We start from the raw sequence: 24,107 nt of genomic DNA on the forward strand, positions 1-24,107 counted from the left end.
CGGAAATATCGCAGCTCGCGCCGTTCACCTCGCCCAGCGAAGCTGATACTTTCAAGGCAAATCAGCTCACCGCCATCAACGAGGCCCCCATGCTGGACAAGAGCCCCCGCCCCGCCGCCGTCAACGTTCCCAATGACCTCGCCGCGCATTGGATGCCGTTCACCGCCAACCGCGCCTTCAAGAAGCAGCCGCGGCTGCTCGCCGGCTCCAAGGATATGCACTATTTCACCGTCGACGGCCGCCAGATCATCGACGCAGCCGCCGGCATGTGGTGCTGCAATGCCGGCCATGGCCGCACCCAGATTGCCGAAGCAATCACCAAGCAGGCCGCGGCGATGGACTACGCGCCACCGTTCCAGTTCGGCATCCCGCAAGCCTTCGAGCTTGCCAGCCGCATCGCCGACCTCGCGCCCGAAGGACTCGACAACGTGTTCTTCTGCAATTCGGGCTCGGAAGCGGCCGACACCGCGCTGAAGATCGCGCTGGCCTATCACCAGATCAGCGGCCAGGGCAGCCGCATCCGCCTGATCGGCCGCGAACGCGGCTATCACGGCGTCGGCTTCGGCGGCACCTCCGTCGGCGGCATCGTCGGCAACCGCAAGCTGTTCGGCTCGCTGCTCACCGGCGTCGATCATCTGCCGGCGACCTATGACCGCGAGAAGCAGGCCTTCACCAAGGGCGAGCCGGACTATGGCGTGCATTTCGCCGATGAGCTGGAGCGCCTCGTCAACCTGCACGGCGCCAACACGATTGCCGCCGTGATCGTCGAGCCGATGGCCGGCTCGACCGGCGTGCTGCCGGCGCCGAAGGGCTATCTGAAGCGGCTGCGCGAGATCACCGAGAAACATGGCATTCTCCTGATCTTCGACGAGGTCATCACCGGCTATGGCCGGCTCGGCTTTGCCTTCGCTGCGGAGCGCTATGGCGTGACGCCCGACATGATCACCTTCGCCAAGGGCATCACCAATGGCGCGGCTCCAATGGGCGGCGTGATCGTGCGCGGCGCCATCCACGACGCCTTCATGAATGGCCCTGAGCATGTGGTCGAGCTGACCCATGGCTACACCTATTCGGCCCATCCGCTGGCCTGCGCCGCCGGCCTTGCGACGCTCGACATCTATCGCGAGGAGAAGCTGTTCGAACGCGCAAGCAAGCTCGAGCCGAAATTCGCCGACGCCGTGATGTCGCTGCGCGACCAGCCGAACGTGGTCGATATCCGCACCGTCGGCCTCACCGCCGGCATCGATCTCGCCCCGATCGCGGATGGCCCCGGCAAGCGCGGCTTCGCCGCACTCAACAGCGCCTTCCACGACAACGACCTGATGCTGCGGATCGCAGGCGACTCGCTGTGCCTGACGCCGCCCTTGATCGTCAGCGAGGACCAGATCGGCGAGATCGTCGACAAGGTCGGCAAGATCATCCGCGCGGTGGCGTAAGGTTCGACGCAAACAGCGGCTTCGTAGGATGGGTGGAGCGAAGCGAAACCCATCGCGATGGAGCAAGCCGCGCGAATGGGTTTCGCTTACGCTCTACCCATCCTACGATTCTGATTCAATTTTCAAACAGCTCTCCGTTGTCATCGTCCGCGAAGGCGGACGATCCAGTATTCCAGAGGCGTCAGAGATTGAATCAGAGGCCGCGGGATACTGGATGCCCGCCGGAGCCTGTCATCGGGCGGCGCGTACGCGCCGACCCGTTGGCGGGCATGACGACGGAGTGTGAGGGAGAGGATGTGAATCCGCATTCTCGCGGCGCGTTGCGTCCGAGCTTTGCGTCTCGTTCCACCCTCATTGAACAGAGGGCGCAGGGAAAGCCGGGTGCTGGTTGCACCCATGGGTCCCGTGCAACAAAAAGCACGGGGGTAGGACCACAGGTTCAACCGAAGCATTCCGGCTTTCCCTGCGCGATGGTGTTACGGTTTCCTTCGTGCTCTCCTTGGTGACCGGGCTTTCTTGCCACCATCGCCTCTCGCGCGGATTTCTTCGCGCAAAAAAACTTAGCGCCAGCGTCGGGGCGCCAGGACCACACGACTTCGCCGTCCGTGAATGCCACGCTCGTCAGTCGTGACACTCCCGTCCACCGCATCTCACCGCAACATTCGTGACGATCGCGACCCGCCCCTCATTCGCGTGAGACGCGCGGAGTTAAATCACTGATTTGCCCGACGACGGAAGCGAAATGTTTTTCGCGCGAGGGCGGGGCAAATCAGGTTGAAATCGCTCGCGAATTTTTCTCCGTCATTCCGGGGCATCGCGAAGCGATGAGCCCGGAATCCATCCAACCACAGAACATGCGGCGCAATGGATTCCGGGCTCGCGCCAAGAGGCGCGCCCCGGAATGACGGAGGGGGTCGTCGTTCCGGAACATTCAAATCCGGCTCACGTTCATCCCGAACAGGGACAACTCCTCGCTGGAGGAATCCGATGTCCGACGCGCGCCCCGGACCGGGCGAGAATTGGCTCTTGATCGCGGCGACGACGATCCTGCTCCTTCTCGTCCATCGCTTTCTTCAACCCGATCCGAAGCCCGCGCCCGCCCACAACGCTATAGACCCGGCGAGAGCGCCTGGCCGTCTCGCCCGCGAACTGGCCGAACCCGGCAGGGGACGCCGCGCGGAGAGCCCGCTCCAGATCCCGCTCGCGGGCTGGAAGGACATCCTGTGGCGCTGCTATCAGCGCATCAATGACGACCGCCTGCTCGCCACCGCCGCAGGCGTCGTGTTCTACGGCCTCTTGGCGGTGTTCCCGACCATCACCGCGCTGGTCTCGTTTTACGGGCTCTATGCCGATCCTTCGACCATCACCAGGAATCTTCAGACATTGGCGCTGATGCTGCCGGAAGGCTCGTTCCAGATCGTGCAGGATCAGATCGGCCGGGTGCTCGCGAAGGGCACCGGAGAATTGGGCGCGACCTTCCTGTTCGGGCTGGCGCTCGCGGTCTGGAGCGCCAATGCCGGAATGAAGGCCGTGATCGATGCGCTCAATGTCGCCTATGACGAGCGCGAGACACGCGGCTTCATTCGATTGAACCTGATCTCGCTCGCCCTCACCCTCAGCGCGATCGCAGCCCTCCTGGTGATGGTGAGCGCGGTGGTCATGCTTCCCCTGCTGCTCGATCGTCTTGGGCTGAAGCCCGAAAGCCAGCTTCTCGTCAGCCTTGGGCGATGGCCGCTGCTGTTCCTGATCCTGGCGGCCGGGCTCGCGGTGCTCTACCGGTATGGACCGAGTCGCCGCGCGCCGCGTTGGGAATGGCTCAGCATCGGGACGCTGGCTTCCGCGCTGCTCTGGATCGCCGGCTCAGCGGCGCTGTCCTGGTATCTATCGAATTTCGGAAACTACACGGCTACCTATGGATCGCTTGGCGCGGCCATCGGGCTGATGATGTGGATGTGGATGTCGACCAGCATCATGTTGCTGGGTGCGGAGCTGAATGCGGAGATCGAGCACCAGACCGCGGTGGACACAACCATAGGCCGCCCGAAGCCGCTTGGCACCCGCAAGGCCGAGGTCGCCGACACGGTTGGACCGGCGGTTTCGTAAGCCTCCCAAAGAACGCTAGCCTGCCGAATCAAACTTGATGGTACAGTAGTCCCGCTTGGGGGAACGCAGACAAGACCGCGCCTAAGAGGCCCGTGTTTTCCCGGGTGGGACAGCCGAGGTGGACAGCCAAACTTAAGGGCGTAACGCGCGGACATGATTCGCATTTCGACGATCTTCATCGCCATCTGCATGGTTCTGGTCGCGGCCTCGCTTGGCCTTGTGCTCTATTCGGTCGCTGGCATCAGCGGTACCGAATCGGCCATCGTGGCGCTGACCGCGTTGACCTTCATGATCCTCTACAATGCCGTGTCGCTGCGGCTGCGCGACCGCTCCGATGTCGGCGGCCAGATCGCGGACCTCTCCCGCGGCACCGCCGATCTCGCCCGCCAGGTTGCCGAATTCGGCCGCCGGCTCGCCGCCGTCGAGGGCCGCGTGGTGTCGGCCAATTCCGCCAGCGCGGACCGCCTGCAGGCCGTGGTCGGCGAAATCAACGAGCTCGGCAATCTGGTGAAGCAGCTTGCGGCCTCCGTCGCCAGCCATGAAGACATGCTGGCAACCGCTGCGGGCGCGCCTTCGAGTGGGCCCGCGGCAGAGCCGGAACCGGAGCCACGCGCTACCGCTCCAGCTCCGGTAGCTGGCACCGTGTGGAGGGCCGCAGCTCTGACGACGGCCCCACAGGTTTTCTCAGCGGCGCCGGCACCGGCGGTATCCACTCCGGCCGAGGCCATCGAGGCCTCGCGCAGCCAGGGTCAGTTCCTCACCACCATCAAGAATGCGATCGAGGCCAACCGGCTCGACCTCTACCTGCAGCCGATGGTGACGCTGCCGCAGCGCAAGGTGCGCTACTATGAAGCGGTGACGCGGCTGCGCGACGAGCGCGACCAGATCATCGCCGCTGACGATTTCATCGGCGCGGCGGAAGCCGGCGGCCTGATCGGGCGCATCGACCACATGGTGATGCTGCGCTGTGTGCAGGTGCTGCGCCGGCTGATGGTCCGCAACAAGGATGTCGGCGTGTTCTGCAACGTCTCCGCAGCGACGCTCGGCAACGCCGTCAATTTCACCCAGTGCCTGGATTTCCTCGAAGCCAATCGGGCGCTGGCCCCATCCTTCGTGCTCGAATTCAAGCAGTCGACCTTCCGCAATCTCGGCCCGACCGAGAGCGAGCATCTCGCCGCGCTGTCGCAGCGCGGCTATCGCTTCTCGATCGATAACGTCGGCGACCTCCGTTTCGAGCCGCGCGAGTTCGCCGACCGCGGCGTGCGCTTCATCAAGGTGCCGGCGGCATTGTTGCTCGATCCCAGGCAGAGCTCGACCTCGGATATTCACCCCTCAGATCTGTCCGACCTGCTCGGCCGCTACGGCATCGATCTGATCGCGGAGAAGATCGAAGGCGAGCGCGCCGTCGTCGACCTGCTCGACTACGACGTACGGTTCGGCCAGGGGTTCCTGTTCGCGCCGCCGCGGCCGTTGCGGCCCGAAGGCGCATCTGCTACCGCCGGGGCCTCGCCGCCCAAGCCGCAGGAAGCCAATGGCGCCAACACTCCCCTCCCCCAGAATAGCCCGACCATCGACCCGCCACAGCGGGTTACCGGCAATGCCGCGCTTGCGCGCCGCGTCGTGGGCCCGGGCTAGGGCATGATGCAGTTAGAGCAACGTGTTGCCGCCTCGGAGGTGCCCACCTCTCCCACAGGGAGAGGTCGCGCCGAAGGCGCGGGTGAGGGGTTACACTCTCTCGTGGAACCTGTACCCCCTCACCCGATTTGCGCTGGACAATGCTTCGCATCGCCAGGAGCAAATCGACCTCTCCCCGCTGGGGAGAGGTGGGAGCCCGCGGCCACGGCACTCGACGCAACAATCACTTCACTCTAGGCAACGCGCGATCATGACCTCACTTCACTTTGTCGAGCGGCTGCGCGATGTCGTTGGCGACGTCGACGTGGTGCTCTCCGACGTCTGGGGCGTGGTGCATAACGGGCTCGAGTCCTTTCCCGAGGCCTGCGAGGCGCTGCACACGTTCCGCCAGCGGGGCGGCACCGTCATCCTGATCACCAACGCGCCGCGGCCGGCCGACTCGGTGCAGCGCCAATTGCGCAAATTGGGCGTGGCCGACGAGACCTATGATGCGATCGTCTCGTCCGGGGACCTGACCCGGCATTTCGTCGCCGAGCATCCCGGCAAGAAGATCCACTGGGTCGGCCCGGAGCGCGACTCCTCGATCCACCGCGGCCTCGATGCGCCGCTGACGCCGCTGGAACAGGCCGATTACATCATCTGCACCGGCCTGTTCGATGACGAGACCGAGACTCCGGAAGACTATCGCGCGATGCTCCTGAAGGCGCGCGAACGCAAGCTTTCACTGATTTGCGCCAATCCCGATATCGTGGTCGAGCGCGGCGACCGGCTGATTTATTGCGCGGGCGCGATCGCCGAGCTCTATCGCGAGCTTGGCGGCGAAGCGATCTTCTACGGCAAGCCGCACCAGCCGATCTACGAGCGCGCGATGCAACTGGCGGCCGAACGGGCTGGCCATCCGGTCGAACTCAATCGCGTGCTGGCGATCGGGGATTCCGTGCGCACCGACATTGCGGGCGCCAAGGGCTTTGGCATCGACTGCCTGTTCGTGACCCGCGGCATCCATTCCGAAGAGTTCGAAGGCGTCGACCAGCTCGATCCGGCCTCGGTGACGGAGCTGTTCGGCCACCCGCCGAAGGCGCTGATCCGGGAGTTGAGGTGGTAGTGAGTTGAGAGGGCGCGCCCTCTCTCCGCCGTCGTGGCCGGGCTAGTCCCGGCCATCCACGCGTCTCCGCGCACGCGGCCCAAGAACGTGGATGCCCGGGACAAGCCCGGGCATGACGAAACTGATAAAGCGGAGGCTTGGACTTACGCCGTTGCCATGTCCGGGAAGACCGCCTCGATCTTGGTCTTCAGCGTCGCCGCGTTGAACGGCTTGACGATGTAATTGTTCACGCCGGCCTTCTTGGCCGCGATCACGTTCTCGGTCTTGGATTCCGCCGTGATCATGATGAAGGGCGTGGTGGCGAGGTTGGGATCGGCGCGGACTTCCTTGAGCAGATCGTAGCCGGTCATCGGCTCCATATTCCAGTCGGAGATCACGAGACCATATTTCTTGGCGCGCATCTTGTTCAGCGCCGCGGAACCATCGGACGCGTCGTCGATGTTCTCGAAACCGAGCTGTTTCAGAAGATTCCGGATGATGCGGATCATGGTGCTGTAGTCATCAACCACCAGGACCGACATGGATAAATCAACCGCCATCTTCTCTCCCCCAAAACACGCGACTGACGCTTGCAAGAAAAACCGACAGGCCTGCGCGGCCCGCATTCCTCACCCCAAGCAGTAGCATCAGGCGTTAAACAGCGCGTTAACCGGCCGGGGACGGATTGCATCCGTTTTGACGCGATTTCGCCCGCTTGACTTCTGTGGGGCCAACAAGCCACCGTCCGCCGGCATCAATCGACCTTAAGAATTCCTGAAGAACGCAAGAAAAAATGACGACCGGTTTTACCGTTATTCGCGACAATACCCCGCAGAGCGCGATCCCGAGGGGGGCCGTGGTGGCGATGGGCAATTTTGACGGCGTCCATCTCGGCCACCGCGCCGTGATCGAGGCCGCCCTGCGAATGGGCGAGGCGCATGGGAAACCTGCGCTGGCGCTGACCTTCGAGCCGCATCCGCGCAGCTTTTTCAGCCCGAACACGCCGCAGTTCCGCCTGACCAATGAGACCAACAAGCTGCGCCTGCTCGCAGGCACCGGGCTTGCGGGCGCAGTGGTGATGACCTTCGACAAGGGCCGCGCCGGCACCAGCGCGCAGGATTTCATCCACCATGACCTGATCGAACGGCTCGGCATCAGCGGGATCGCGGTCGGCTACGACTTCCATTTCGGCAAGGGCCGCGTCGGCTCACCGAGCCTCCTGGTTGCCGAGGCGCCGCGGCTCGGCATCGAGATCGATGTCCAGGCGCATGTCGATATCGAGGAGCGGCCGGTTTCCTCCAGCGCCATCCGCATGGCGCTCGCGGAAGGCCAGATCGCGGACGCCAACGCCATGCTGGGCGGTCCCTGGTTCGTCACCGGCGAGGTGATCCATGGCGAGAAACGTGGCCGCGATCTCGGCTATCCCACCGCCAACATCCGCCTCGACAAGAATTGCGGCCTGAAGCACGGCATCTATGCGGTGCGCGTCGGCCGCGGTTCGGAGCGCATCGACGGCGTCGCCAGCTTCGGCCGCCGCCCGACTTTCGACAATGGCGCGCCATTGCTTGAAGTGTTCCTGTTCGACTTCAAGGGCGATCTCTACGGCAATGTGCTTGACGTCGCCTTCATCGGCTTTATCCGCGATGAGCTGAAATTCGACAACATTGAAGCGTTGATCCTGCAGATGGACGACGACAGCGCCCGCGCCAGGGCGCAACTCGCCGCCGCCCCTGAGGCGTTCCCGAAACTCGGAGCGATCGATTGAGCAAGACCGAAAAACAGAAGATGCTGGCGGGCGAATTGTATCGTCCGGGCGATCCGGAATTGCAGGCTGATGCGGCCGCCAACAAGGCCTGGCTCGCGCGCTACAACGCCGCCCTGGCCGCGCCGGCATCTGAACGGCACGCGCTGCTGTCGGAACATTTCGGCCATGTCGGCAAGGGCGCCGTGATCCGTCCGCCGTTCTTCTGCGACTATGGCTACAACATCCACGTGGGCGAGGAGGTCTTCCTCAATTTCAACTGCGTCATTCTCGACATCGTCGAGGTCGTTATCGGCGACCGCACCCAGATCGGGCCCGCCGTGCAGATCTATGCCGCCGACCATCCGCGCGATGCCGAGACCCGGCGCACCGGCCTCGAATTCGGCCGACCGGTGCGGATCGGCCGCGACGTCTGGATCGGAGGCGGTGCCATCATCCTGCCCGGCGTCTCGATCGGCGACGACGCCGTAATCGGCGCCGGCAGCGTAGTCACGCGGGACGTCGCCGCAGGCCAGATTGTCGCCGGAAACCCGGCCCGGCCACGTCCGTGATGAGTTGAAGTTCGGCAACGTCGGTGCGCTGATCCACGAGTCTAGACGAACGCCACAGGCTCACGCGAAGATTCCGTGATCAATTCGCTCGAGCATTTCGCGGACGACCATCGCGCCCGCTTCATCGTTTAGGAGGTCAGCAGGTTTTCGGCCTGACAGATACATATTGGGCCGTTGCAACCAAACTTCACCCTTTTTTGCTTCGCCGAAGACCCGATCGACGAGCATTTGGATTTCGAGGGCGGCAACCTTGGCCGGTGGCTCGGTACTCATGAATTCTCTCCAATAATCAATACATTAGTATCCTCAAAAAAATCCGCAATGATGTCGGCATGGTCCACTCGCCGGGCTTTGCGATTTCCCCTCCCGGCTGCTATGGAAGGCGCCATGTTGATACGGCGCATCATCGGCATTAGCGGCCCGGCTTCCGCCTGAGCTCTCAAGGCTCGGCGCGAGACCGGGATTTTCATGTTCCTCCCGCGATAGATCGCTAAACGCGCCCATCCTAGTCAAACCTGGTCCGATGTCCGAAAAGCCGCAAAAGTCCGACGCCAAAGACTATTCCAAGACCCTGTTCCTGCCGCAGACCGAATTCCCGATGCGCGCCGGCCTGCCCCAGCGCGAGCCGGAAATCCTCAAATATTGGAACGAGATCGATCTCTACGACAGGCTACGCCAATCCGCCAAAGGACGCGCCAAATTCGTCCTGCATGACGGCCCGCCCTATGCCAACGGCAACATCCATATCGGGCACGCGCTGAACAAGATCCTGAAGGACGTGGTGACCAAGAGCCAGCAGATGCTGGGTTTCGATTCCAACTACGTGCCGGGCTGGGACTGCCACGGCCTGCCGATCGAGTGGAAGATCGAGGAGGAGAACTACCGCCGCAAGGGCAAGCAGAAGCCGGATTTCCGCGACTCCGCGGCGATGGTGGCGTTCCGGAAAGAGTGCCGCGCCTATGCGACGCACTGGATCAACGTGCAGCGCGAGGAGTTCAAGCGGCTAGGTGTGATCGGCGACTGGGATCATCCCTATGAGACCATGACCTATCCCGCCGAGGCGCAGATCGCGCGCGAATTGATGAAGTTCGCGGCCAACGGCACGCTCTATCGCGGCTCCAAGCCGGTGATGTGGAGCGTGGTGGAGAAGACCGCGCTGGCGGAAGCCGAAGTCGAGTACGAGGACTACACCTCAGACACGGTGTGGGTGAAATTTCCGGTCACCTCGCCCGCGCATGGCGTCTTGGCGAAGGCGAGCATCGTGATCTGGACCACGACGCCATGGACGCTGCCCGGCAACCGCGCCATCAGCTTCTCGCCGAAGATCGCCTATGGCCTCTATGAGGTCACCGATGCGCCCGCCGACAATTGGGCGAAGACGGGCGATCTCCTGATCCTCGCAGATGCGCTCGCGGAAAGCGTGTTCAAGCAGGCGCGCGTCACCGCCTACGAGAAGGTGCGCGATCTGCCGGGCGATACGCTCGACGCGGTGGAGACCGCGCATCCCCTCAAGGGCCTCGCCGGCGGCTACGAATTCACGGTCCCGCTGCTCGCGGGCGATCACGTCACCGACGACACCGGCACCGGCTTCGTGCACACCGCGCCCGGCCATGGCCGCGAGGACTTCGACGTCTGGACCGCGAATGCGCGCGAACTGGAAAGCCGCGGCATCAACCCCACGATCCCCTATACCGTCGACGAGAACGGCGCCTTCACGCATCAGGCCCCGGGCTTCGAGGGCAAGCGCGTGATCAACGACAAGGGCGAGAAGGGCGACGCCAACGAGGCCGTGATCAAGGCCCTGATCGAGCGCGGCATGCTGCTCGCGCGCGGGCGGCTGAAGCATCAGTATCCGCATTCCTGGCGCTCGAAGAAGCCGGTGATCTTCCGCAACACGCCGCAATGGTTCATCGCGATGGATAAGGACATCGCAACGGACGGCAAGGCGAAGCCAGGGGATACGCTGCGCGCCCGCGCGCTGCAGGCGATCTCGGTGACGCAATGGGTGCCGCCGGCGGGCCAGAACCGCATCAACGGCATGATCGCAAACCGTCCCGACTGGGTGATCTCGCGCCAGCGCGCCTGGGGCGTGCCGATCGCCGTGTTCGTGCGCGAGAAAGGCGATGGCTCGGCCGAGATCCTGCGGGACGAGGCGGTCAACCAGCGCATTGCAGAAGCATTCGAGCAGGAAGGCGCCGACGCCTGGTACGCCAATGGCGCGCGCGAGCGCTTTCTCGGCTCGCTCGCCAATGAGGATTGGAAGAAGGTCGACGACATCCTGGACGTCTGGTTCGACTCCGGCTCGACGCACGCCTTCGTGCTGGAAGACCCCGTGCACTTCCCGGGGCTTGCCGGCATCAAGCGCAAGATCGAGGGCGGCGACGACACCGTGATGTATCTGGAAGGAAGCGACCAGCATCGCGGCTGGTTTCATTCCTCGCTGCTGGAGAGCTGCGGCACCCGCGGCCGTGCGCCGTATGATGTGGTGCTGACCCACGGCTTCACGCTGGACGAGAACGGCCGCAAGATGTCGAAATCGCTCGGCAACACCGTCGAGCCGCAGAAGGTGATCAAGGATTCCGGCGCCGACATCCTGCGGCTGTGGGTCTGCGCGACCGATTATTCCGACGACCAGCGCATCGGCCCGGAAATCCTGAAGAACACCATCGAGACCTATCGCAAGCTGCGCAACACGGTGCGCTGGATGCTCGGCACGCTGCATCACTTCAAGCCGAGCGAGAAGGTCGCCTATGGCGAGATGCCCGAGCTCGAGCGGCTGATGCTGCATGAGCTGGCCGGCCAGGCCGCGATCATCCGCAAGGCCTACGCCGAATTCGACTACAAGACCGTGGTCGCGAGCCTTGCGACGTTCATGAACACGGAATTGTCGGCTTTCTATTTCGACATCCGCAAGGACACGCTCTATTGCGATCCGCCGTCCTCGGTCGCGCGCAAGGCGGCGCTGACCGTGATCGACATGATCTGCGATGCGGTCCTGAAATGGCTGGCGCCGGTGCTGAGCTTCACCGCCGACGAGGCGTGGCGGATGTACCGGCCGGAGGCGGAACCTTCCGTGCACCTGACGCTGTTCCCCGAGGGGCTGGAGAAATTCCGCGACGAGCGGCTGGCCACCAAATGGGAGACCGTCCGCGACATCAGGCGCGTCGTCACCGGCGCGCTCGAGATCGAGCGTGCGGCCAAGAACATCGGCTCCTCGCTGGAAGCCTCGCCGCTGGTCTATGTCTCCGACCAGGAGATGCTCGACACGCTGTTCAACGTCGATCTTGCGGAAGTCTGCATCACATCGAACGCGATGGTGACCAACCAGGACGCGCCGGAGCATGCATTCCGCCTCAACGAGGTGCCGGGCGTTGCGGTGGTGGTGGAGAAAGCGGTCGGCCGCAAATGCGCGCGCTCGTGGAAGATCCTGCCCACCGTCGGCGAGGATGCCGAATATCCCGACGTCTCCCCGCGCGACGCGCAGGCGTTGCGGGAGTGGAAGGCGCTCGGGGTAGCCGTGTAACTGCCCGCATGAGCCCTCCCCTGCGCGCCGGCATCATCGCGGCGGTCATCACGCTGATCCTCGACCAGGCATCGAAGCTCTGGCTGCTGTTCGTGTTCGACCTCCCCGGGCGCGGCGTGGTGAAGGTGACGCCGTTCTTCGACCTGGTGCTGGCCTGGAACGTCGGGATCAGCTTCGGCTGGTTCCAGAGCAACAGCCCGACGGCCCAGCTCGTGCTGATGGCGGTCAAGGCGATCGCGGTGGTGGCGCTGGCGATCTGGATGGCGTACTCACGCACCCTGCTTGCGACAATTGCGCTCGGGCTGATCATCGGCGGCGCGATCGGCAACGCCATCGACCGCTTCGCCTATGGCGCAGTGGTCGATTTCGCCCTGTTTCACATCCAGATCGGGGAAAAAACCCTCAATTGGTACGTCTTTAACCTCGCGGACGTGGCGATCGTTGTCGGGGTAGCCGCACTATTGTATGATTCCTTTCTGGGGGTCCCCGCCGCAAAAGCGCCCTGATCGCGGCCGATACGGCTCTGCAAGCGGGTAGGATTTCAAGGGCGGAACCGTGCCTAAGCCGGTGATCACCCTAGCGAATTTAAAGAGTGGGGAAGAGCGCGATGCGCCACACTGAAGCCAACGCTCCACAAGCCGATACCTCGACTTCCTGGAAAGCGCTGATGCATGGATTGCGGCTCGCCGCGGTCGCCTTCGGCATCGGCCTCGTGATGGCCGCAGGTCCCGTGCGGGCCGGCGATGATGGGGACGACGAGGACGACAAGACCTTCGAGGAGAAGGTCATCGAAGGCATCATGAAGGGCCTCGGCGGCACCAACATGGAAAACCGCGGCATCGACTACCGCGAGCGCTCGCCGCTGGTCGTGCCCCCCAACCTCAACCTGCCCGCGCCGGCAGCTTCCGCCGAGGCCAAGGTGCCGAACTGGCCGAAGGATCCCGACGAGGCGCGCCGCAAGGCGGCAATCGCGGCGCGGAAGAACACGAACAAGGATCCGCGCGAAGCCAGCCGCATCCTGACGCCGAGCGAGCTCGCTCAGAAGAGCGACAAAAAGTCCAGCGGCGGCGAGTCGGTCGACCAGCCCGGCGGCAACCCCGGCGCCAACGCGATCCTCTCGCCCTCGCAGCTCGGCTATGAGGGCGGCTTCAGCGGCCTGTTCGGCGGCAGCAAGACTGAGACGGCCCCCTTCAAGAGCGAGCCAACCCGGGAATCCCTGACCCAGCCTCCGCCCGGCTACCAGACGCCGTCGCCGAACTTCGCCTATGGCACCGGCCCGAAGGAATCGCTCAACAAGGAATACAACCCGTCGCAGGGCAAGTATGGCGATTAATTAACCTCGTCTCTCGCGTTCGTGAGGTTGGTGGCTTTACGCGCGCCATATGATGTCGGCATACCCGGGGCAATCTTGCTCCGGGTTTTTTAGATAGGTCCTGATGTCCAAGCACCGCCTTGTGGTTTCGCTTCTTGCCGGATTGCTTTCGACGGCATCCCTCTCCGCCTCCAGCGCCATTGCCCAGACCGCGGTCACCTCGGAACGCCCCGCGAGCTTCACGCTGAACAACGGCCTGCAGGTGGTGGTGATCCCCGATCACCGCACTCCGGTCGTGACGCAGATGATGTGGTACAGGGTCGGTTCCGCCGACGAGACCCCCGGCAAATCGGGATTGGCGCATTTCCTCGAACACCTGATGTTCAAGGGAACCGCCAAGCATCCGGCCGGCGAATTCTCCCAGACGGTGCTGCGGGTCGGCGGCAATGAGAACGCCTTCACCTCCACCGACTACACCGGCTATTTCCAGCGCGTGCCGCGCGAGCAGCTCGGCAAGATGATGGAATTCGAGGCCGACCGGATGACCGGCCTGATCCTGCAGGACGAGAACGTGCTGCCGGAGCGCGATGTCGTGCTGGAAGAATACAACATGCGCGTCGCCAACAATCCGGATGCGCGGCTCACCGAGCAGATCATGGCGGCGCTCTATCTCAACCATCCCTATGGCCGTCCGGTGATCGGCTGGCACCAGGAAATCGAAAAGCTCGACCGCGAGGACGCGCTCGCCTTCTACAAGCGCTTCTATGCGCCGAACAACGCGATCCTGATCATCGCCGGCGACGTCGAGGCGAGCGAGATCCGCCCGATGGTGGAGAAGAATTTCGCCGACATCCCGGCGCAATCCTCGATCCCCGCAAAACGGCTGCGGCCGCAGGAGCCGACGCCGGTCTCGCCGCGCACGGTGACGCTGGCCGATCCGCGCGTTGAGCAGCCGACCATGCGCCGCTACTACCTCGTCCCGTCGGCCGCCACCGCGGCGGTGGGCGAAAGCCCCGCGCTCGACGTGCTCGCGCAACTGATGGGCGGCGGCGCCAATTCCTATCTCTACCGCTCGCTGGTGATCGACCGTCAGCTCGCGATCTCGACCGGCGCCAATTACCAGGGCACCGCGCTCGACCCCTCGCAATTCATCATCGCCGCAACACCGAAGCCCGGCGTCGAGTTCGCGCAGATCGAGGACGCTATCGACAAGGTCATTGCCGATATCGCGCAGAACCCGCCGCGCGCCGAGGACCTCGAACGGGTCAAAACCCAGTTGATCGCGGAATCGATCTACGCGCAGGATAACCAGGCGACGCTGGCGCGCTGGTATGGCGGCGCGCTCACCACGGGCTTGAGCGTCGACGATATCAGGAGCTGGCCCGAGCGCATCCGCGCCGTCACCGCCGAACAGGTCCGCGAAGCCGCGCAAAACTGGCTCGACAAGAAGCGTTCCGTGACCGGTTATTTGATCAAGGATACTGCGCCCAAACGCGAGGAGAAGCGCTCGTGACTTATTCTCTCACTCGGCGTTCGGTCCTGGTCGGCGGCAGCGCGCTCGCGCTGACGACCATGCTCGCATCGCGCCCGTCGCAGGCCGCAACCAAGATCCAGCGTCTTGTATCGCCCGGCGGCATCGAGGCCTGGTTCGTGCAGGATTCGACCGTGCCGCTGATCGCGATGGAATACGCCTTCGGTGGCGGCGCCAGCCAGGATCCCGCCGCCAAGCCCGGCGTCGGCAATCTGGTCGGCGACCTGCTCGACGAAGGTTCCGGCGATCTCGATTCCAAGACCTTCCACGAGCGGCTCGATCGCCGCGCCATCGAATTGAGCTTTTCCTCGCAGCGCGACAATTTCCGCGGCTCGCTGCGCATGCTCAAGGACAACAAGGACGAGGCCTTCGACCTCTTGCGCACCGCGCTGACCTCGCCGCGCTTCGAGCCGAGCGATGTCGAGCGCATCCGCGCGCAGGTGCTGTCCAACCTGCGCAGAGAATCCACGAACCCGAGTTCGCTTGCAGGCCGCAAGTTCCTCGAAGTCGCGTTCGGCGACCATCCCTACGGCCGGGGAGCCCAGGGCACGCTCGAGAGCGTGCCGACGATCGAGATCGCCGAGCTCAAGGACTATGTCCGCCGCGTCCTCGCCAAGGACACGCTCAAGGTCGCCGTGGTCGGCGATGTCGATCCGGACACGCTCGGCAAATTGCTCGACAAGACCTTTGGCGGGCTGCCGGCCAAGGCCACGCTCACGCCGGTCGCCGACGTCGTCGCGGCCAAGCCGCCGCAGCGCACCCTCATTCCGCTCGACGTACCGCAAACGGTCGTGACCTTCGGTGGCCCCGGCATCCGCCGCCACGAGCCGGACTTCATGCCGGGCTACGTCGTCAACCACATCCTCGGCGGCGGCGGATTGTCCTCGCGGCTTTACCGCGAAGTGCGCGAGAAGCGCGGGCTGGCTTATTCCGTCTATGGAGCGCTGGTCTGGATGGAGCACTCCTCGCTGTTCATCGGCAATACCGGCACCCGCGCCGATCGCGCCGGCGAAACGGTGGACGCGATCGAGAAGGAAGTCCGCCGCATGGCCGAGGAGGGCCCGACCCAGAAGGAGCTCGACGAGGCCAAGTCGTATTTGAAGGGTTCGCAGATGCTGGCGCTCGATACCTCCTCGAAGCTCGCGCAGGCGATGCTGCAGTATCAGACCGACAAGCTGCCGATCGACTACATCGAGAAGCGCAACGCCATCGTCGACGCGGTGACGCTGGACGACGCCAGGAAGGTGTCGCAGCGGCTCTGGGGCCAGGGCCTGCTCACGGTCGTTGTCGGCCGCACCCCGCAGGCCGCGGCCCAACCGGCCAGCGCGCCATCAGCCGCAACGCCGCCGGCCGCAAGCCCACCTGCCGCCGCGCCGTCAGCCGCAAAGCCGTCCGCGCCGAACTGAGTCGGGCTGCTCGCCCCGCGAGCTACACTATCCGTCCCTCATGGTGAGGAGGCGCGTAGCGCCGTCTCGAACCATGAGGCCCCGGTCTCGCCCGCGGCCATCCTTCGAGACGCGGCCTGACGGCCGCTCCTCAGGATGAGGGTCTGTGCTCGCGGAGCATGTGCATGGGAAAACCGCTATGGTGCGGTGGACGATTCCCTTAGAGCTTCGCTCTGATCGACCACCGGTGATGCCATGCTGCGGGTTGCCCGCGACCTCTTCATTGACGAGAACGATATCGAGATCGGTTTCGTGCGCGCCTCGGGTCCGGGCGGGCAGAACGTCAACAAGCTCGCGACTGCGGCGCAGCTACGCCTCGACACGCACAAGATCGCGCTCGCCGAGGATGTCCGGGCGCGGCTGGTCCGATTGGCCGGCCAGCGCATGACCAAGGATGGTGTGATCGTGATCCACGCCCAGCGCTTCCGCACCCAGGAGCGCAATCGCGCCGACGCGATTGAGCGCCTGCTCGAGTTGTTGCGCGAAGCCATGGTTCGGCCAACCCCGCGCCGACCGACCAAGCCGACGCTCGGCTCCAAGCAGCGGCGCCTGGAAGGCAAGAAGCGCCGCGGCGACATCAAGGCACGGCGCGGCGCAAGAGGGTTTGAGGATTGATGCCAAACGCGCGGATGCTGCGCTCCCTCTCCCGCTTGCGGGAGAGGGTTGGGGTGAGGTGTCTCCGCACTGGGAGAACGGCCGCCGAAGGCGGCCTATGCCTCTCCCGCAAGCGGGAGAGGTGAAGAGGTTGCGCGGCTAGTAGCGCTTGCTGCCGGGAGCAGCGGGCTCCGTTGCCGTGCCTTTGTGCGCTCCAGATCCGGCGCCTGCACCCACCGTGCCCTTGGCGCCGGCCTTTGCGCCGGCCTTTCCGGTCGGAGCGGCCGTCTGCGCGTTCATCTCCTCATCGCCGCTGCCCGTCATCCCACCCGGCGCCGCGCCCCTTTCCTGCGCGCCGCCGCGGATCGTGCCGCCGGTGGCAGCACCTTGCGCAAGGACAGGGCCGACAAGTGCAGCCGAGAGGGCAAGCGCGATCACAGAGGTTTTCGCTAGCTTCATCCATTGCTCCTGGATTTTGTTCGTGCGGGAAGGTTCGGCGGTTCCATACGCCGCCTGCTGCGCCGGTCTCCCCTTCACGCGGATTGAACGTCTCGCAAACGACGCGTGCGCCATGCAATCTGCGTCGTGTGGAGATCGTGCAGGGATTTCGGGGCAATTTCGCGAAATTGCGCTTCACATATGCGGCGGCATCAAGCGGTTTGGCCGGCACGATTTTCCTAGCCGCAGGTCATCGACGCGTTTTGTTCTGCGGTGAAACAGCCCGCTACTACCACCGCCTTTCGTGCGCGACCTAGAGTTACCGCGTACAGGCGGTGATGTGGATGAGAAGGTTACGCGCAACGGCAGCAATCGGGCTTGGATGTTGCAGTGCGTTGCTCGCGACGATCGCGGCTGCGCAGATGCCATTGCCTGCCGCCAAGCCGCCCGATGGTGCTGCGCTGTTCAAGCAGCAATGCGGGACCTGCCACACCACGAACCTGTCCGATCCGGTCCGCCAAGGCCCGCCTCTGTTCAAGATCGTCGGCCGCCCCGCGGGCAAGGCCGAGGGCTTTCACTATTCGTCCGGCTTCGCGCAAGCCGATTTCATCTGGGACGACGCCAGGCTCGACGCCTGGCTCACCAACCCGCAGGCGATGATCCCCGGCTCCATCATGGCCTATCGCCAGGCCAAACCGGAGACCCGCGCCGCCATCATCGCCTATCTGAAGGAGCTCAACTGAATGGCAAAACCCGTTCACTCGATGATCCGCGTGCTCGACGAGGCGAAGTCGCTCGATTTCTACGCGCGCGCCTTCGGCCTTAAGGTCGCCGATCATCTCAAGTTTGACGATTTCGCGCTGATCTACCTGCGCCACCCGTCCTCCCCCTTCGAGGTCGAGCTGACCGTCAATTTCGACCGCAAGGAGCCCTATACGCTCGGCGACGGCTACGGCCATCTCGCTGTGCTCGTCGACGATGTCGATGCCGAGCATGCGCGGTTCGAGCGGGAGAAGCTCGCGCCGGGACCGCTGCGCGATTTCAAGCATGACGGCAAGACGCTGGCGCGCTTCTTCTTCGTCGCCGATCCCGATGGCTACAAGATCGAGGTGATCCAGCGCGGCGGCCGGTTTGGCTAGAGCGCTAGCCGGGACGAAGAAATAACAAGCAATCAACAAAGACAAAACATTCCACGGAGGAAACCCATGAGAGAAGTCGATCGTCGAAGCAAATATGATCGCCGCGTCTTCCTGAAGGGCGCGGCGACGGCGGTACCGACCGTCGCCATTGCCACCAGCGCGGGACTGACCATCAGCGATGCCTGGGCCGATGACGCCACCACGCTGACGCCGGCGACCTTGAAGACACTGGTGAAGATGGCGCGCGACATCTATCCGCACGATTTCCTGGGTGACAGCTATTACATCATCGCGATCAAGCCCTGGGACGGCAAGGCGGCCAAGGATCCCGCGATCAAGTCGCTGATCAACGAGGGAGTCGTCAGACTGGACCAGGAGGCCAACGACCGCCACAAGGTCCCCTACGTCCAGGTGCCCTGGGAAGCTGACCGCGTGGTGCTGTTGCAAGGGATCGAGCAAAGCGCATTCTTCCAGAAGATCCGCGGCGATCTCGTCGTCTCGCTCTACAACCAGAAAGAGGTCTGGCCGAAGTTCGGTTATGAGGGCTCGTCCGCCGAACATGGCGGCTACATAAAGCGCGGCTTCGCCGACATCGACTGGCTCCCGAAAGCTTAGAGCATGATCCGGAAAAGTGGGTACCGGTTTTCCCTGCGACAAACGCGAAGCGTTTGCGCGGAGATCATGCTCAAAACAAAGTAACGCTCTGGGAGGATCACATGGCAAAATTCGATCTCAATGACAGTGGCGTGGTGGTGATCGTGGGCTCCGGCGCGGGCGGTGGAACGCTGGGCAATGAGCTGGCGCAGAAGGGCGTGAAGGTCGTCATCCTCGAAGCCGGACCGCGCATCGAGAATCAGGACTTCATCAACGACGAGTGGGACAGCTTTGCGCAGCTCGCCTGGTCGGACATGCGCACGACGTCGGGAAGCTGGCGCGTTGCCAAGGACTTTCCGAACCTGCCGGCGTGGATCGTGAAGGCGGTGGGCGGCTCGACCACGCACTGGGCCGGCGCCTCTCTCCGTTTCGACGAGCACGAATTCAAGGTCAAGAGCACCTATGGCGGCATCCCCGGCGCCAATCTGCTGGACTGGCCGATCACGCTCGCCGAGATGGAGCCGTATTACGCCAAGGCCGAAAACAAGATGGGCGTCACGCGGACCAACGGCATTCCGGGCCTGCCCGGCAACAACAATTTCAAGGTGCTGGAGGCCGGCGCAAGGAAGCTCGGCTACAAGACCGTGCACACCGGCAACATGGCGATCAACAGCGAGCCGCGTGACGGCCGCGGCTCCTGCCAGCAGATCGGCTTCTGCTTCCAGGGCTGCAAGTCGGGCGCGAAATGGTCGACGCTCTACACCGAAATCCCGAAGGGCGAAGCCACAGGCAATCTCGAAGTGCGCCCGGGCAGCATGGTGATCAAGATCGAGCATGATCAATCCGGCAAGGTGACCGGCGTGGTCTATGCCGACGAGAGCGGCGCGATGCAGCGCCAGAAGGCCCGCGTGGTCGCGGTCGCCGGCAATTCGATCGAGAGCCCGCGGCTGCTGCTCAACAGCGCATCGAACATGTTCCCGGATGGGCTCGCCAACTCGTCCGGCCAGGTCGGCCGCAACTACATGCGGCACATGACTGGCAGCGTGTATGCGACCTTCGAGAAATCGGTGCACATGTATCGCGGCACCACGATGGCCGGCATCATCCGCGACGAGGCCAAGAACGATCCCTCACGCGGCTTCGTCGGCGGCTATGAGATGGAGACGCTGTCGCTCGGCCTGCCATTCATGGCGGCCTTCCTCAGTCCCGGCGCATGGGGACGCCCGTTCACCAGTGCGATGGAAGGCTATCCGCGGATGGCCGGCATGTGGCTGGTCGGCGAGGACATGGCGCAGGAGACCAACCGTGTCACGCTTGATCCCAAGGCGAAGGACAAGTTCGGCATGCCGGTCGCGAGCGTGCATTTCGACGATCATCCGAACGATCTCGCGATGCGCGCCCATGCCTATAAGCAGGGCGCCGCGGTCTACGAGGCGGTCGGCGCCACCGTCACCTATCCGACGCCGCCCTACCCGAGCACGCACAATCTCGGCACCAACCGGATGAGCGAGAAGGCGAAAGATGGCGTGGTGAACAAATACGGCCAGACCCACGACATCAAGAACCTCTTCGTCTCGGATGGCAGCCAGTTCACCAGCGGTGCGGCGTGCAACCCGACCCTGACGATCGTGTCGCTCGCGATCCGGCAGGCGGACCATATCGCCGGCGCGATGCAGCGGAAGGAGATTTAGGTTGGACGAATCGCTCCAACCGCGCACTCGCTCCGCCTCTCCCGCTTGCGGGGGAGGCCGACGCGCGCAGCGCGGCGGGTGGGGGCTCTCCCCCCCACGGCTAGTCCCATCGTAGAGACACCCTCACCCCAGCCCGCTCCCGCAAGCGGGAGAGGGAGCCGCCCTACTCCGCCGCGTCGAGAATGGCGGGCCTGTCGCGCAACTCCGGCGATGCGGCGCTCTTGGAGCGATAGATCAGGCAGGAGCAGCGCAATAGCGAGGCGAAATTATTGACCTCGCCGTGATGGTCGAGAACCTCGTTATGCAGCGTGGTGAGGAATTTCGCCAGGCTCATCCCCTCCTTCGCCGCGATCTCTTCCAGTGTGTCCCAGAATGCCAGTTCCAGCCGGATCGAGGTGCAATGGCCGCCAAGTCGCAGCGATCTGGTCTGCGATTCGTAATCGCGTTGCGGCTGATGGGCGAACAGATGGCACATGGGATCCTCCCGCCAGATTATAATTTTTCTAAACGATATACCCGGCTGTGCGACCCGACAATCCTGCGCTGCACAGGCAGCGTCCAGCGAATGCCAATCTCTTCAAGACGATAGGCAGGTCCCGTCCCCAGCATGGCGTGGATTTCCGGACCGGACGCATGCATTTGCTGCGGCGCCCGCCTAGAATGCGGCCTTAACCCGAATCGATCCCACGCCATGCCCGTCCGTCAGCTTCCCGAACAGGTCGTCAATCGCATCGCCGCCGGCGAGGTGGTCGAACGTCCCGCGAGCGTGGTCAAGGAACTCGTGGAGAATGCGATCGATGCCGGCGCCAGCCGGATTGACATCTTCACCGATGGCGGCGGAAGGCGGCGGATCGGTATCACCGATGACGGCGGCGGCATGACCCGCGCCGACCTCACGCTTGCGGTCGATCGCCACGCCACGTCGAAACTCGACGACGAGGACCTGCTGCGGATCCGGACGCTGGGGTTCCGCGGCGAGGCGCTGCCTTCGATCGGCGCGGTGGCAAGGCTCAACATCGTGACGCGACATGCGAGCGAGCCGCATGCATGGTCGCTCTCGGTCGAAGCCGGCGCGAAGTCGGAAATCATGCCCGCGGCGCTCGGCCAGGGCACCCGCGTCGAGGTCGGCGATCTCTTCTATGCGACGCCGGCGCGGTTGAAATTCCTCAAGACCGACCGCACCGAAGCGGAAGCGATCCGCGAGGTGGTGCGGCGGCTGGCGATGGCGCGGCCCGACATCGCCTTCACCCTCGCCGGCGAGGAGCGCGCGCCCGTGACCTGGGCTGCGGCACTGCCCGGCGTCGCCGGACGGCTGACGCGGCTCGGTGATATCCTTGGGGGCGAGTTTCGCTCCTGCGCGATCGAGGTCCGCGCCGAGCGCGAGGGCGTCGTGGTCGAAGGCTTTGCCGCCGCGCCCTCGCTGACGCGGGCGAATGCGCTCGGCCAATATCTGTTCGTCAACGGTCGCCCGGTGCGCGACAAGCTGATCCTGGGAGCGGTGCGCGCGGCCTATGCCGACTACCTGCCGCGCGACCGCCATCCGGTGGTGGCGCTGTTCGTCACGCTGCCGCCGCAGGAGGTCGACGCCAATGTGCATCCGGCCAAGACCGAGGTGCGCTTCCGCAATGCCGGCCTGGTCCGCGCCCTGATCGTGCATGCGCTCAAAGAAGGCCTCGCGCGCGAGGGAAGGCGCACCGCGGCCAATACTGACGGCGCAGCGCTCTCCGCCTTCCGTCCCTCGTTCGCGCCGCCACGGCCGAGCAATTGGGATTGGCGCCAGTCGCCGGCCTATCCGGTGCGGCCGATGCCTTCATTCGACGGCGCGGCCGCGAACGCGTTGGCCGAACCCGGCCAGGCCGCCTTCGACGTCGGCACGCCCACCGCCGATGTCCGCTTCGAGGCGCAGCTGGCGGCCGACCTGCTCGATCGCCCGCTTGGCGCAGCGCGCACGCAGATCCACGAGACCTACATCGTCTCGCAGACCCGCGACGGGCTCGTCGTGGTGGATCAGCACGCCGCCCATGAACGCATCGTCTATGAAAGGCTGAAGGCGTCGCTGGCCAAAAACGGCGTGCAGCGGCAGATCCTGCTGATTCCTGAAATCGTCGAGCTCGATGAATCCACCGTCGAGAAGCTGCTCGATCGCGCCGAGGAGCTTGCCAGTTACGGGCTTGCGATCGAGTCCTTCGGCCCCGGCGCGGTCGCGGTGCGCGAGACGCCGTCGCTGCTCGGCAAGGCCAACGCGGCCGGGCTCTTGCGCGACCTCGCCGAGCACATGGCCGAATGGGACGAGGCGCTGCCGCTCGAGCGGCGCCTGATGCATGTCGCCGCCACCATGGCCTGCCACGGCTCAGTGCGCGCCGGACGCCGCCTCAAGCCGGAAGAGATGAACGCGCTCTTGCGCGAGATGGAAGACACGCCGAACTCCGGCCAGTGCAACCACGGCCGCCCGACCTATGTGGAATTGAAATTGTCGGATATCGAGAAGCTGTTCGGGAGAAGATGAGGCGTGAGATGCGGTAGGGTGGGCAAAGGCACGCTTGCGCCGTGCCCACCATCAGCACTGCGCTCGCAATGGTGGGCACGCTTCGCTTTGCCCACCCTACGGCACCTTCAAGAACACGAACTCGGTGTCGTCGTAGGCGCGGCGCTCCAGCTCCTCGAATCCGTCAGGCGCGGCGAATGCGGCGGCCTTCGCCTCTTCCACCACCACGAGCGCGCCCGGCGTCAGCCACGTACCGTCGCGTAAGGACGCCAGCGCCTTATCCGCCAATCCCTTGCCATAGGGCGGATCGAGGAACACCAGCGAGAACGGCTCGACGGGATGCGCAGGCCCGAGATTGGTGGCGTCGCGGCGGAATACTTTTGTCACGCCGCCGAGGCCCAGCGACTCCACATTGTTACGCAGCAGCGCGCGGGCTTCGGCGCCGTTGTCGACGAACAGCGCGAACTTCGCGCCGCGCGACACCGCCTCGATGCCGAGCGCGCCGGTGCCGGCAAAGAGGTCCAGCACCCGCGCGCCCTCAATCGGATCGTCATAGGCGTGGACGAGGATGTTGAACACGGACTCGCGCAATCGATCCGCGGTCGGGCGAATGTCGCGCGAAGATGGCGCGGCCAGGTTGCGGCCCTTCAATCGTCCCCCGACGACGCGCATTCACAACTCTCCGTCATGCCCGGGCTCGACCCGGGCATCCACGTGCTTCAGTCCGCGGCGCGAGAAAGCCGTGGATGGCCGGGTCAAGCCCGGCCATGACGAAGCACTGAGA

General features: G+C 64.5%; 23 protein-coding genes. 17 read left to right on the forward strand and 6 right to left on the reverse strand.

Annotation, left to right across the window (positions count from 1 at the left end; genetic code table 11):
* The first annotated feature begins 89 nt into the window (after window positions 1-89).
* The 4 genes from aptA (at window position 90) to ACZIRK_RS04045 (ending at window position 6,279) form a co-directional block, all read left to right on the forward strand.
* Window positions 90-1,436: an omega-aminotransferase AptA gene (gene aptA, locus ACZIRK_RS04030; protein ID WP_130229538.1), complete on the forward strand. Its 1,347-nt coding sequence runs from the start codon at window positions 90-92 to the stop codon at window positions 1,434-1,436.
* A 987-nt stretch (window positions 1,437-2,423) separates the two neighbouring features.
* Window positions 2,424-3,539 carry a YihY/virulence factor BrkB family protein gene (locus ACZIRK_RS04035; protein WP_130229851.1) on the forward strand — a complete coding sequence of 372 codons (1,116 nt, stop codon included), beginning with the start codon at window positions 2,424-2,426 and terminating at the stop codon, window positions 3,537-3,539.
* A 153-nt stretch (window positions 3,540-3,692) separates the two neighbouring features.
* Window positions 3,693-5,174 (forward strand): EAL domain-containing protein, encoded by a 1,482-nt coding sequence (locus ACZIRK_RS04040; RefSeq protein ID WP_130229850.1) that lies wholly within the window; start codon window positions 3,693-3,695, stop codon window positions 5,172-5,174.
* A 250-nt stretch (window positions 5,175-5,424) separates the two neighbouring features.
* Window positions 5,425-6,279 carry a TIGR01459 family HAD-type hydrolase gene (locus ACZIRK_RS04045; protein ID WP_028163923.1) on the forward strand — a complete coding sequence of 285 codons (855 nt, stop codon included), beginning with the start codon at window positions 5,425-5,427 and terminating at the stop codon, window positions 6,277-6,279.
* A gap of 143 nt (window positions 6,280-6,422) precedes the next feature.
* On the opposite strand, the gene ACZIRK_RS04050 is transcribed toward ACZIRK_RS04045, so the two are convergent.
* Window positions 6,423-6,818: a response regulator gene (locus tag ACZIRK_RS04050; RefSeq protein WP_028163924.1), complete on the reverse strand. Its 396-nt coding sequence runs from the start codon at window positions 6,816-6,818 to the stop codon at window positions 6,423-6,425.
* Window positions 6,819-7,051: 233 nt separating this feature from the next.
* Between ACZIRK_RS04050 and ACZIRK_RS04055 the strand changes: the two genes are divergently transcribed.
* Both ACZIRK_RS04055 and ACZIRK_RS04060 read left to right on the forward strand, forming a co-directional pair.
* Window positions 7,052-8,023, forward strand: a complete 972-nt coding sequence (locus ACZIRK_RS04055) for a bifunctional riboflavin kinase/FAD synthetase (RefSeq protein ID WP_130229848.1) — start codon at window positions 7,052-7,054, stop codon at window positions 8,021-8,023.
* Window positions 8,020-8,571 (forward strand): sugar O-acetyltransferase, encoded by a 552-nt coding sequence (locus ACZIRK_RS04060; protein WP_130229847.1) that lies wholly within the window; start codon window positions 8,020-8,022, stop codon window positions 8,569-8,571. Before ACZIRK_RS04055 ends, ACZIRK_RS04060 begins: the two co-directional genes overlap by 4 nt.
* A gap of 60 nt (window positions 8,572-8,631) precedes the next feature.
* On the opposite strand, the gene ACZIRK_RS04065 is transcribed toward ACZIRK_RS04060, so the two are convergent.
* Window positions 8,632-8,844 (reverse strand): MbcA/ParS/Xre antitoxin family protein, encoded by a 213-nt coding sequence (locus ACZIRK_RS04065; protein WP_028163927.1) that lies wholly within the window; start codon window positions 8,842-8,844, stop codon window positions 8,632-8,634.
* The gene (locus tag ACZIRK_RS04070; protein ID WP_130229846.1) at window positions 8,841-9,041 is read right to left on the reverse strand and encodes a hypothetical protein; all 201 of its coding nucleotides are present in this window, start codon (window positions 9,039-9,041) and stop codon (window positions 8,841-8,843) included. Before ACZIRK_RS04070 ends, ACZIRK_RS04065 begins: the two co-directional genes overlap by 4 nt.
* A gap of 53 nt (window positions 9,042-9,094) precedes the next feature.
* Here ACZIRK_RS04070 and ileS point away from each other — a divergent pair, with 53 nt between their 5' ends.
* The 6 genes from ileS to arfB all read left to right on the forward strand — a co-directional run bounded on the left by ileS (window position 9,095) and on the right by arfB (window position 16,997).
* Complete coding sequence (gene ileS / locus ACZIRK_RS04075; protein WP_130229845.1) at window positions 9,095-12,094, forward strand: isoleucine--tRNA ligase; 3,000 nt, start codon at window positions 9,095-9,097, stop codon at window positions 12,092-12,094.
* Between the two features lie 8 nt (window positions 12,095-12,102).
* A complete protein-coding gene (lspA, locus tag ACZIRK_RS04080; RefSeq protein ID WP_130229844.1) occupies window positions 12,103-12,600 on the forward strand; it encodes a signal peptidase II in 498 nt (165 codons plus the stop codon).
* Window positions 12,601-12,701: 101 nt separating this feature from the next.
* Complete coding sequence (locus tag ACZIRK_RS04085; protein WP_130229843.1) at window positions 12,702-13,427, forward strand: hypothetical protein; 726 nt, start codon at window positions 12,702-12,704, stop codon at window positions 13,425-13,427.
* A gap of 103 nt (window positions 13,428-13,530) precedes the next feature.
* Complete coding sequence (locus tag ACZIRK_RS04090) at window positions 13,531-14,919, forward strand: M16 family metallopeptidase (RefSeq protein WP_130229842.1); 1,389 nt, start codon at window positions 13,531-13,533, stop codon at window positions 14,917-14,919.
* 59 nt (window positions 14,920-14,978) lie between these two features.
* Window positions 14,979-16,343: a M16 family metallopeptidase gene (locus ACZIRK_RS04095; RefSeq protein ID WP_463326990.1), complete on the forward strand. Its 1,365-nt coding sequence runs from the start codon at window positions 14,979-14,981 to the stop codon at window positions 16,341-16,343.
* Window positions 16,344-16,577: 234 nt separating this feature from the next.
* Complete coding sequence (gene arfB / locus ACZIRK_RS04100) at window positions 16,578-16,997, forward strand: alternative ribosome rescue aminoacyl-tRNA hydrolase ArfB (RefSeq protein ID WP_028163932.1); 420 nt, start codon at window positions 16,578-16,580, stop codon at window positions 16,995-16,997.
* Window positions 16,998-17,135: 138 nt separating this feature from the next.
* Here the strand turns inward: arfB and ACZIRK_RS04105 are convergent, their stop codons facing one another.
* Window positions 17,136-17,435, reverse strand: coding sequence for a hypothetical protein (locus ACZIRK_RS04105; RefSeq protein ID WP_028163933.1), 300 nt, complete (start codon window positions 17,433-17,435; stop codon window positions 17,136-17,138).
* A 401-nt stretch (window positions 17,436-17,836) separates the two neighbouring features.
* Here ACZIRK_RS04105 and ACZIRK_RS04110 point away from each other — a divergent pair, with 401 nt between their 5' ends.
* The 4 genes from ACZIRK_RS04110 (at window position 17,837) to ACZIRK_RS04125 (ending at window position 20,838) form a co-directional block, all read left to right on the forward strand.
* Entirely contained in the window at window positions 17,837-18,157 is a 321-nt protein-coding gene (locus tag ACZIRK_RS04110) for a c-type cytochrome (RefSeq protein ID WP_130230615.1), read from the forward strand.
* Complete coding sequence (locus ACZIRK_RS04115) at window positions 18,158-18,553, forward strand: VOC family protein (RefSeq protein ID WP_130230613.1); 396 nt, start codon at window positions 18,158-18,160, stop codon at window positions 18,551-18,553.
* A gap of 66 nt (window positions 18,554-18,619) precedes the next feature.
* Entirely contained in the window at window positions 18,620-19,168 is a 549-nt protein-coding gene (locus ACZIRK_RS04120) for a gluconate 2-dehydrogenase subunit 3 family protein (RefSeq protein WP_456645901.1), read from the forward strand.
* A gap of 101 nt (window positions 19,169-19,269) precedes the next feature.
* Entirely contained in the window at window positions 19,270-20,838 is a 1,569-nt protein-coding gene (locus tag ACZIRK_RS04125; RefSeq protein WP_130230609.1) for a GMC family oxidoreductase, read from the forward strand.
* A 163-nt stretch (window positions 20,839-21,001) separates the two neighbouring features.
* On the opposite strand, the gene ACZIRK_RS04130 is transcribed toward ACZIRK_RS04125, so the two are convergent.
* A complete protein-coding gene (locus tag ACZIRK_RS04130; RefSeq protein WP_130230607.1) occupies window positions 21,002-21,313 on the reverse strand; it encodes a ribbon-helix-helix domain-containing protein in 312 nt (103 codons plus the stop codon).
* Window positions 21,314-21,529: 216 nt separating this feature from the next.
* Between ACZIRK_RS04130 and mutL the strand changes: the two genes are divergently transcribed.
* Window positions 21,530-23,344: a DNA mismatch repair endonuclease MutL gene (gene mutL / locus ACZIRK_RS04135; protein ID WP_130230605.1), complete on the forward strand. Its 1,815-nt coding sequence runs from the start codon at window positions 21,530-21,532 to the stop codon at window positions 23,342-23,344.
* A gap of 96 nt (window positions 23,345-23,440) precedes the next feature.
* Here the strand turns inward: mutL and rsmD are convergent, their stop codons facing one another.
* Window positions 23,441-23,995 carry a 16S rRNA (guanine(966)-N(2))-methyltransferase RsmD gene (rsmD, locus tag ACZIRK_RS04140; RefSeq protein WP_130230603.1) on the reverse strand — a complete coding sequence of 185 codons (555 nt, stop codon included), beginning with the start codon at window positions 23,993-23,995 and terminating at the stop codon, window positions 23,441-23,443.
* Between the last annotated feature and the right edge of the window lie 112 nt (window positions 23,996-24,107).

Source organism: Bradyrhizobium sp. Leo114 (assembly GCF_055229415.2).

Excerpts from the sequence above, each read along its gene's own strand:
- aptA (WP_130229538.1), top strand. The coding sequence starts at position 90 with ATGCTGGACAAGAGCCCCCGCCCCGCCGCCGTCAACGTTCCCAATGAC.
- ACZIRK_RS04035 (WP_130229851.1), top strand. The coding sequence starts at position 2,424 with ATGTCCGACGCGCGCCCCGGACCGGGCGAGAATTGGCTCTTGATCGCG.
- ACZIRK_RS04040 (WP_130229850.1), top strand. The coding sequence starts at position 3,693 with ATGATTCGCATTTCGACGATCTTCATCGCCATCTGCATGGTTCTGGTC.
- ACZIRK_RS04045 (WP_028163923.1), top strand. The coding sequence starts at position 5,425 with ATGACCTCACTTCACTTTGTCGAGCGGCTGCGCGATGTCGTTGGCGAC.
- ACZIRK_RS04050 (WP_028163924.1), bottom strand. The coding sequence starts at position 6,818 with ATGGCGGTTGATTTATCCATGTCGGTCCTGGTGGTTGATGACTACAGC.
- ACZIRK_RS04055 (WP_130229848.1), top strand. The coding sequence starts at position 7,052 with ATGACGACCGGTTTTACCGTTATTCGCGACAATACCCCGCAGAGCGCG.
- ACZIRK_RS04065 (WP_028163927.1), bottom strand. The coding sequence starts at position 8,844 with ATGAGTACCGAGCCACCGGCCAAGGTTGCCGCCCTCGAAATCCAAATG.
- ACZIRK_RS04070 (WP_130229846.1), bottom strand. The coding sequence starts at position 9,041 with ATGAAAATCCCGGTCTCGCGCCGAGCCTTGAGAGCTCAGGCGGAAGCC.
- ileS (WP_130229845.1), top strand. The coding sequence starts at position 9,095 with ATGTCCGAAAAGCCGCAAAAGTCCGACGCCAAAGACTATTCCAAGACC.
- lspA (WP_130229844.1), top strand. The coding sequence starts at position 12,103 with ATGAGCCCTCCCCTGCGCGCCGGCATCATCGCGGCGGTCATCACGCTG.
- ACZIRK_RS04085 (WP_130229843.1), top strand. The coding sequence starts at position 12,702 with ATGCGCCACACTGAAGCCAACGCTCCACAAGCCGATACCTCGACTTCC.
- ACZIRK_RS04090 (WP_130229842.1), top strand. The coding sequence starts at position 13,531 with ATGTCCAAGCACCGCCTTGTGGTTTCGCTTCTTGCCGGATTGCTTTCG.
- ACZIRK_RS04095 (WP_463326990.1), top strand. The coding sequence starts at position 14,979 with ATGCTCGCATCGCGCCCGTCGCAGGCCGCAACCAAGATCCAGCGTCTT.
- arfB (WP_028163932.1), top strand. The coding sequence starts at position 16,578 with ATGCTGCGGGTTGCCCGCGACCTCTTCATTGACGAGAACGATATCGAG.
- ACZIRK_RS04105 (WP_028163933.1), bottom strand. The coding sequence starts at position 17,435 with ATGAAGCTAGCGAAAACCTCTGTGATCGCGCTTGCCCTCTCGGCTGCA.
- ACZIRK_RS04110 (WP_130230615.1), top strand. The coding sequence starts at position 17,837 with ATGCCATTGCCTGCCGCCAAGCCGCCCGATGGTGCTGCGCTGTTCAAG.
- ACZIRK_RS04115 (WP_130230613.1), top strand. The coding sequence starts at position 18,158 with ATGGCAAAACCCGTTCACTCGATGATCCGCGTGCTCGACGAGGCGAAG.
- ACZIRK_RS04120 (WP_456645901.1), top strand. The coding sequence starts at position 18,620 with ATGAGAGAAGTCGATCGTCGAAGCAAATATGATCGCCGCGTCTTCCTG.
- ACZIRK_RS04125 (WP_130230609.1), top strand. The coding sequence starts at position 19,270 with ATGGCAAAATTCGATCTCAATGACAGTGGCGTGGTGGTGATCGTGGGC.
- ACZIRK_RS04130 (WP_130230607.1), bottom strand. The coding sequence starts at position 21,313 with ATGTGCCATCTGTTCGCCCATCAGCCGCAACGCGATTACGAATCGCAG.
- mutL (WP_130230605.1), top strand. The coding sequence starts at position 21,530 with ATGCCCGTCCGTCAGCTTCCCGAACAGGTCGTCAATCGCATCGCCGCC.
- rsmD (WP_130230603.1), bottom strand. The coding sequence starts at position 23,995 with ATGCGCGTCGTCGGGGGACGATTGAAGGGCCGCAACCTGGCCGCGCCA.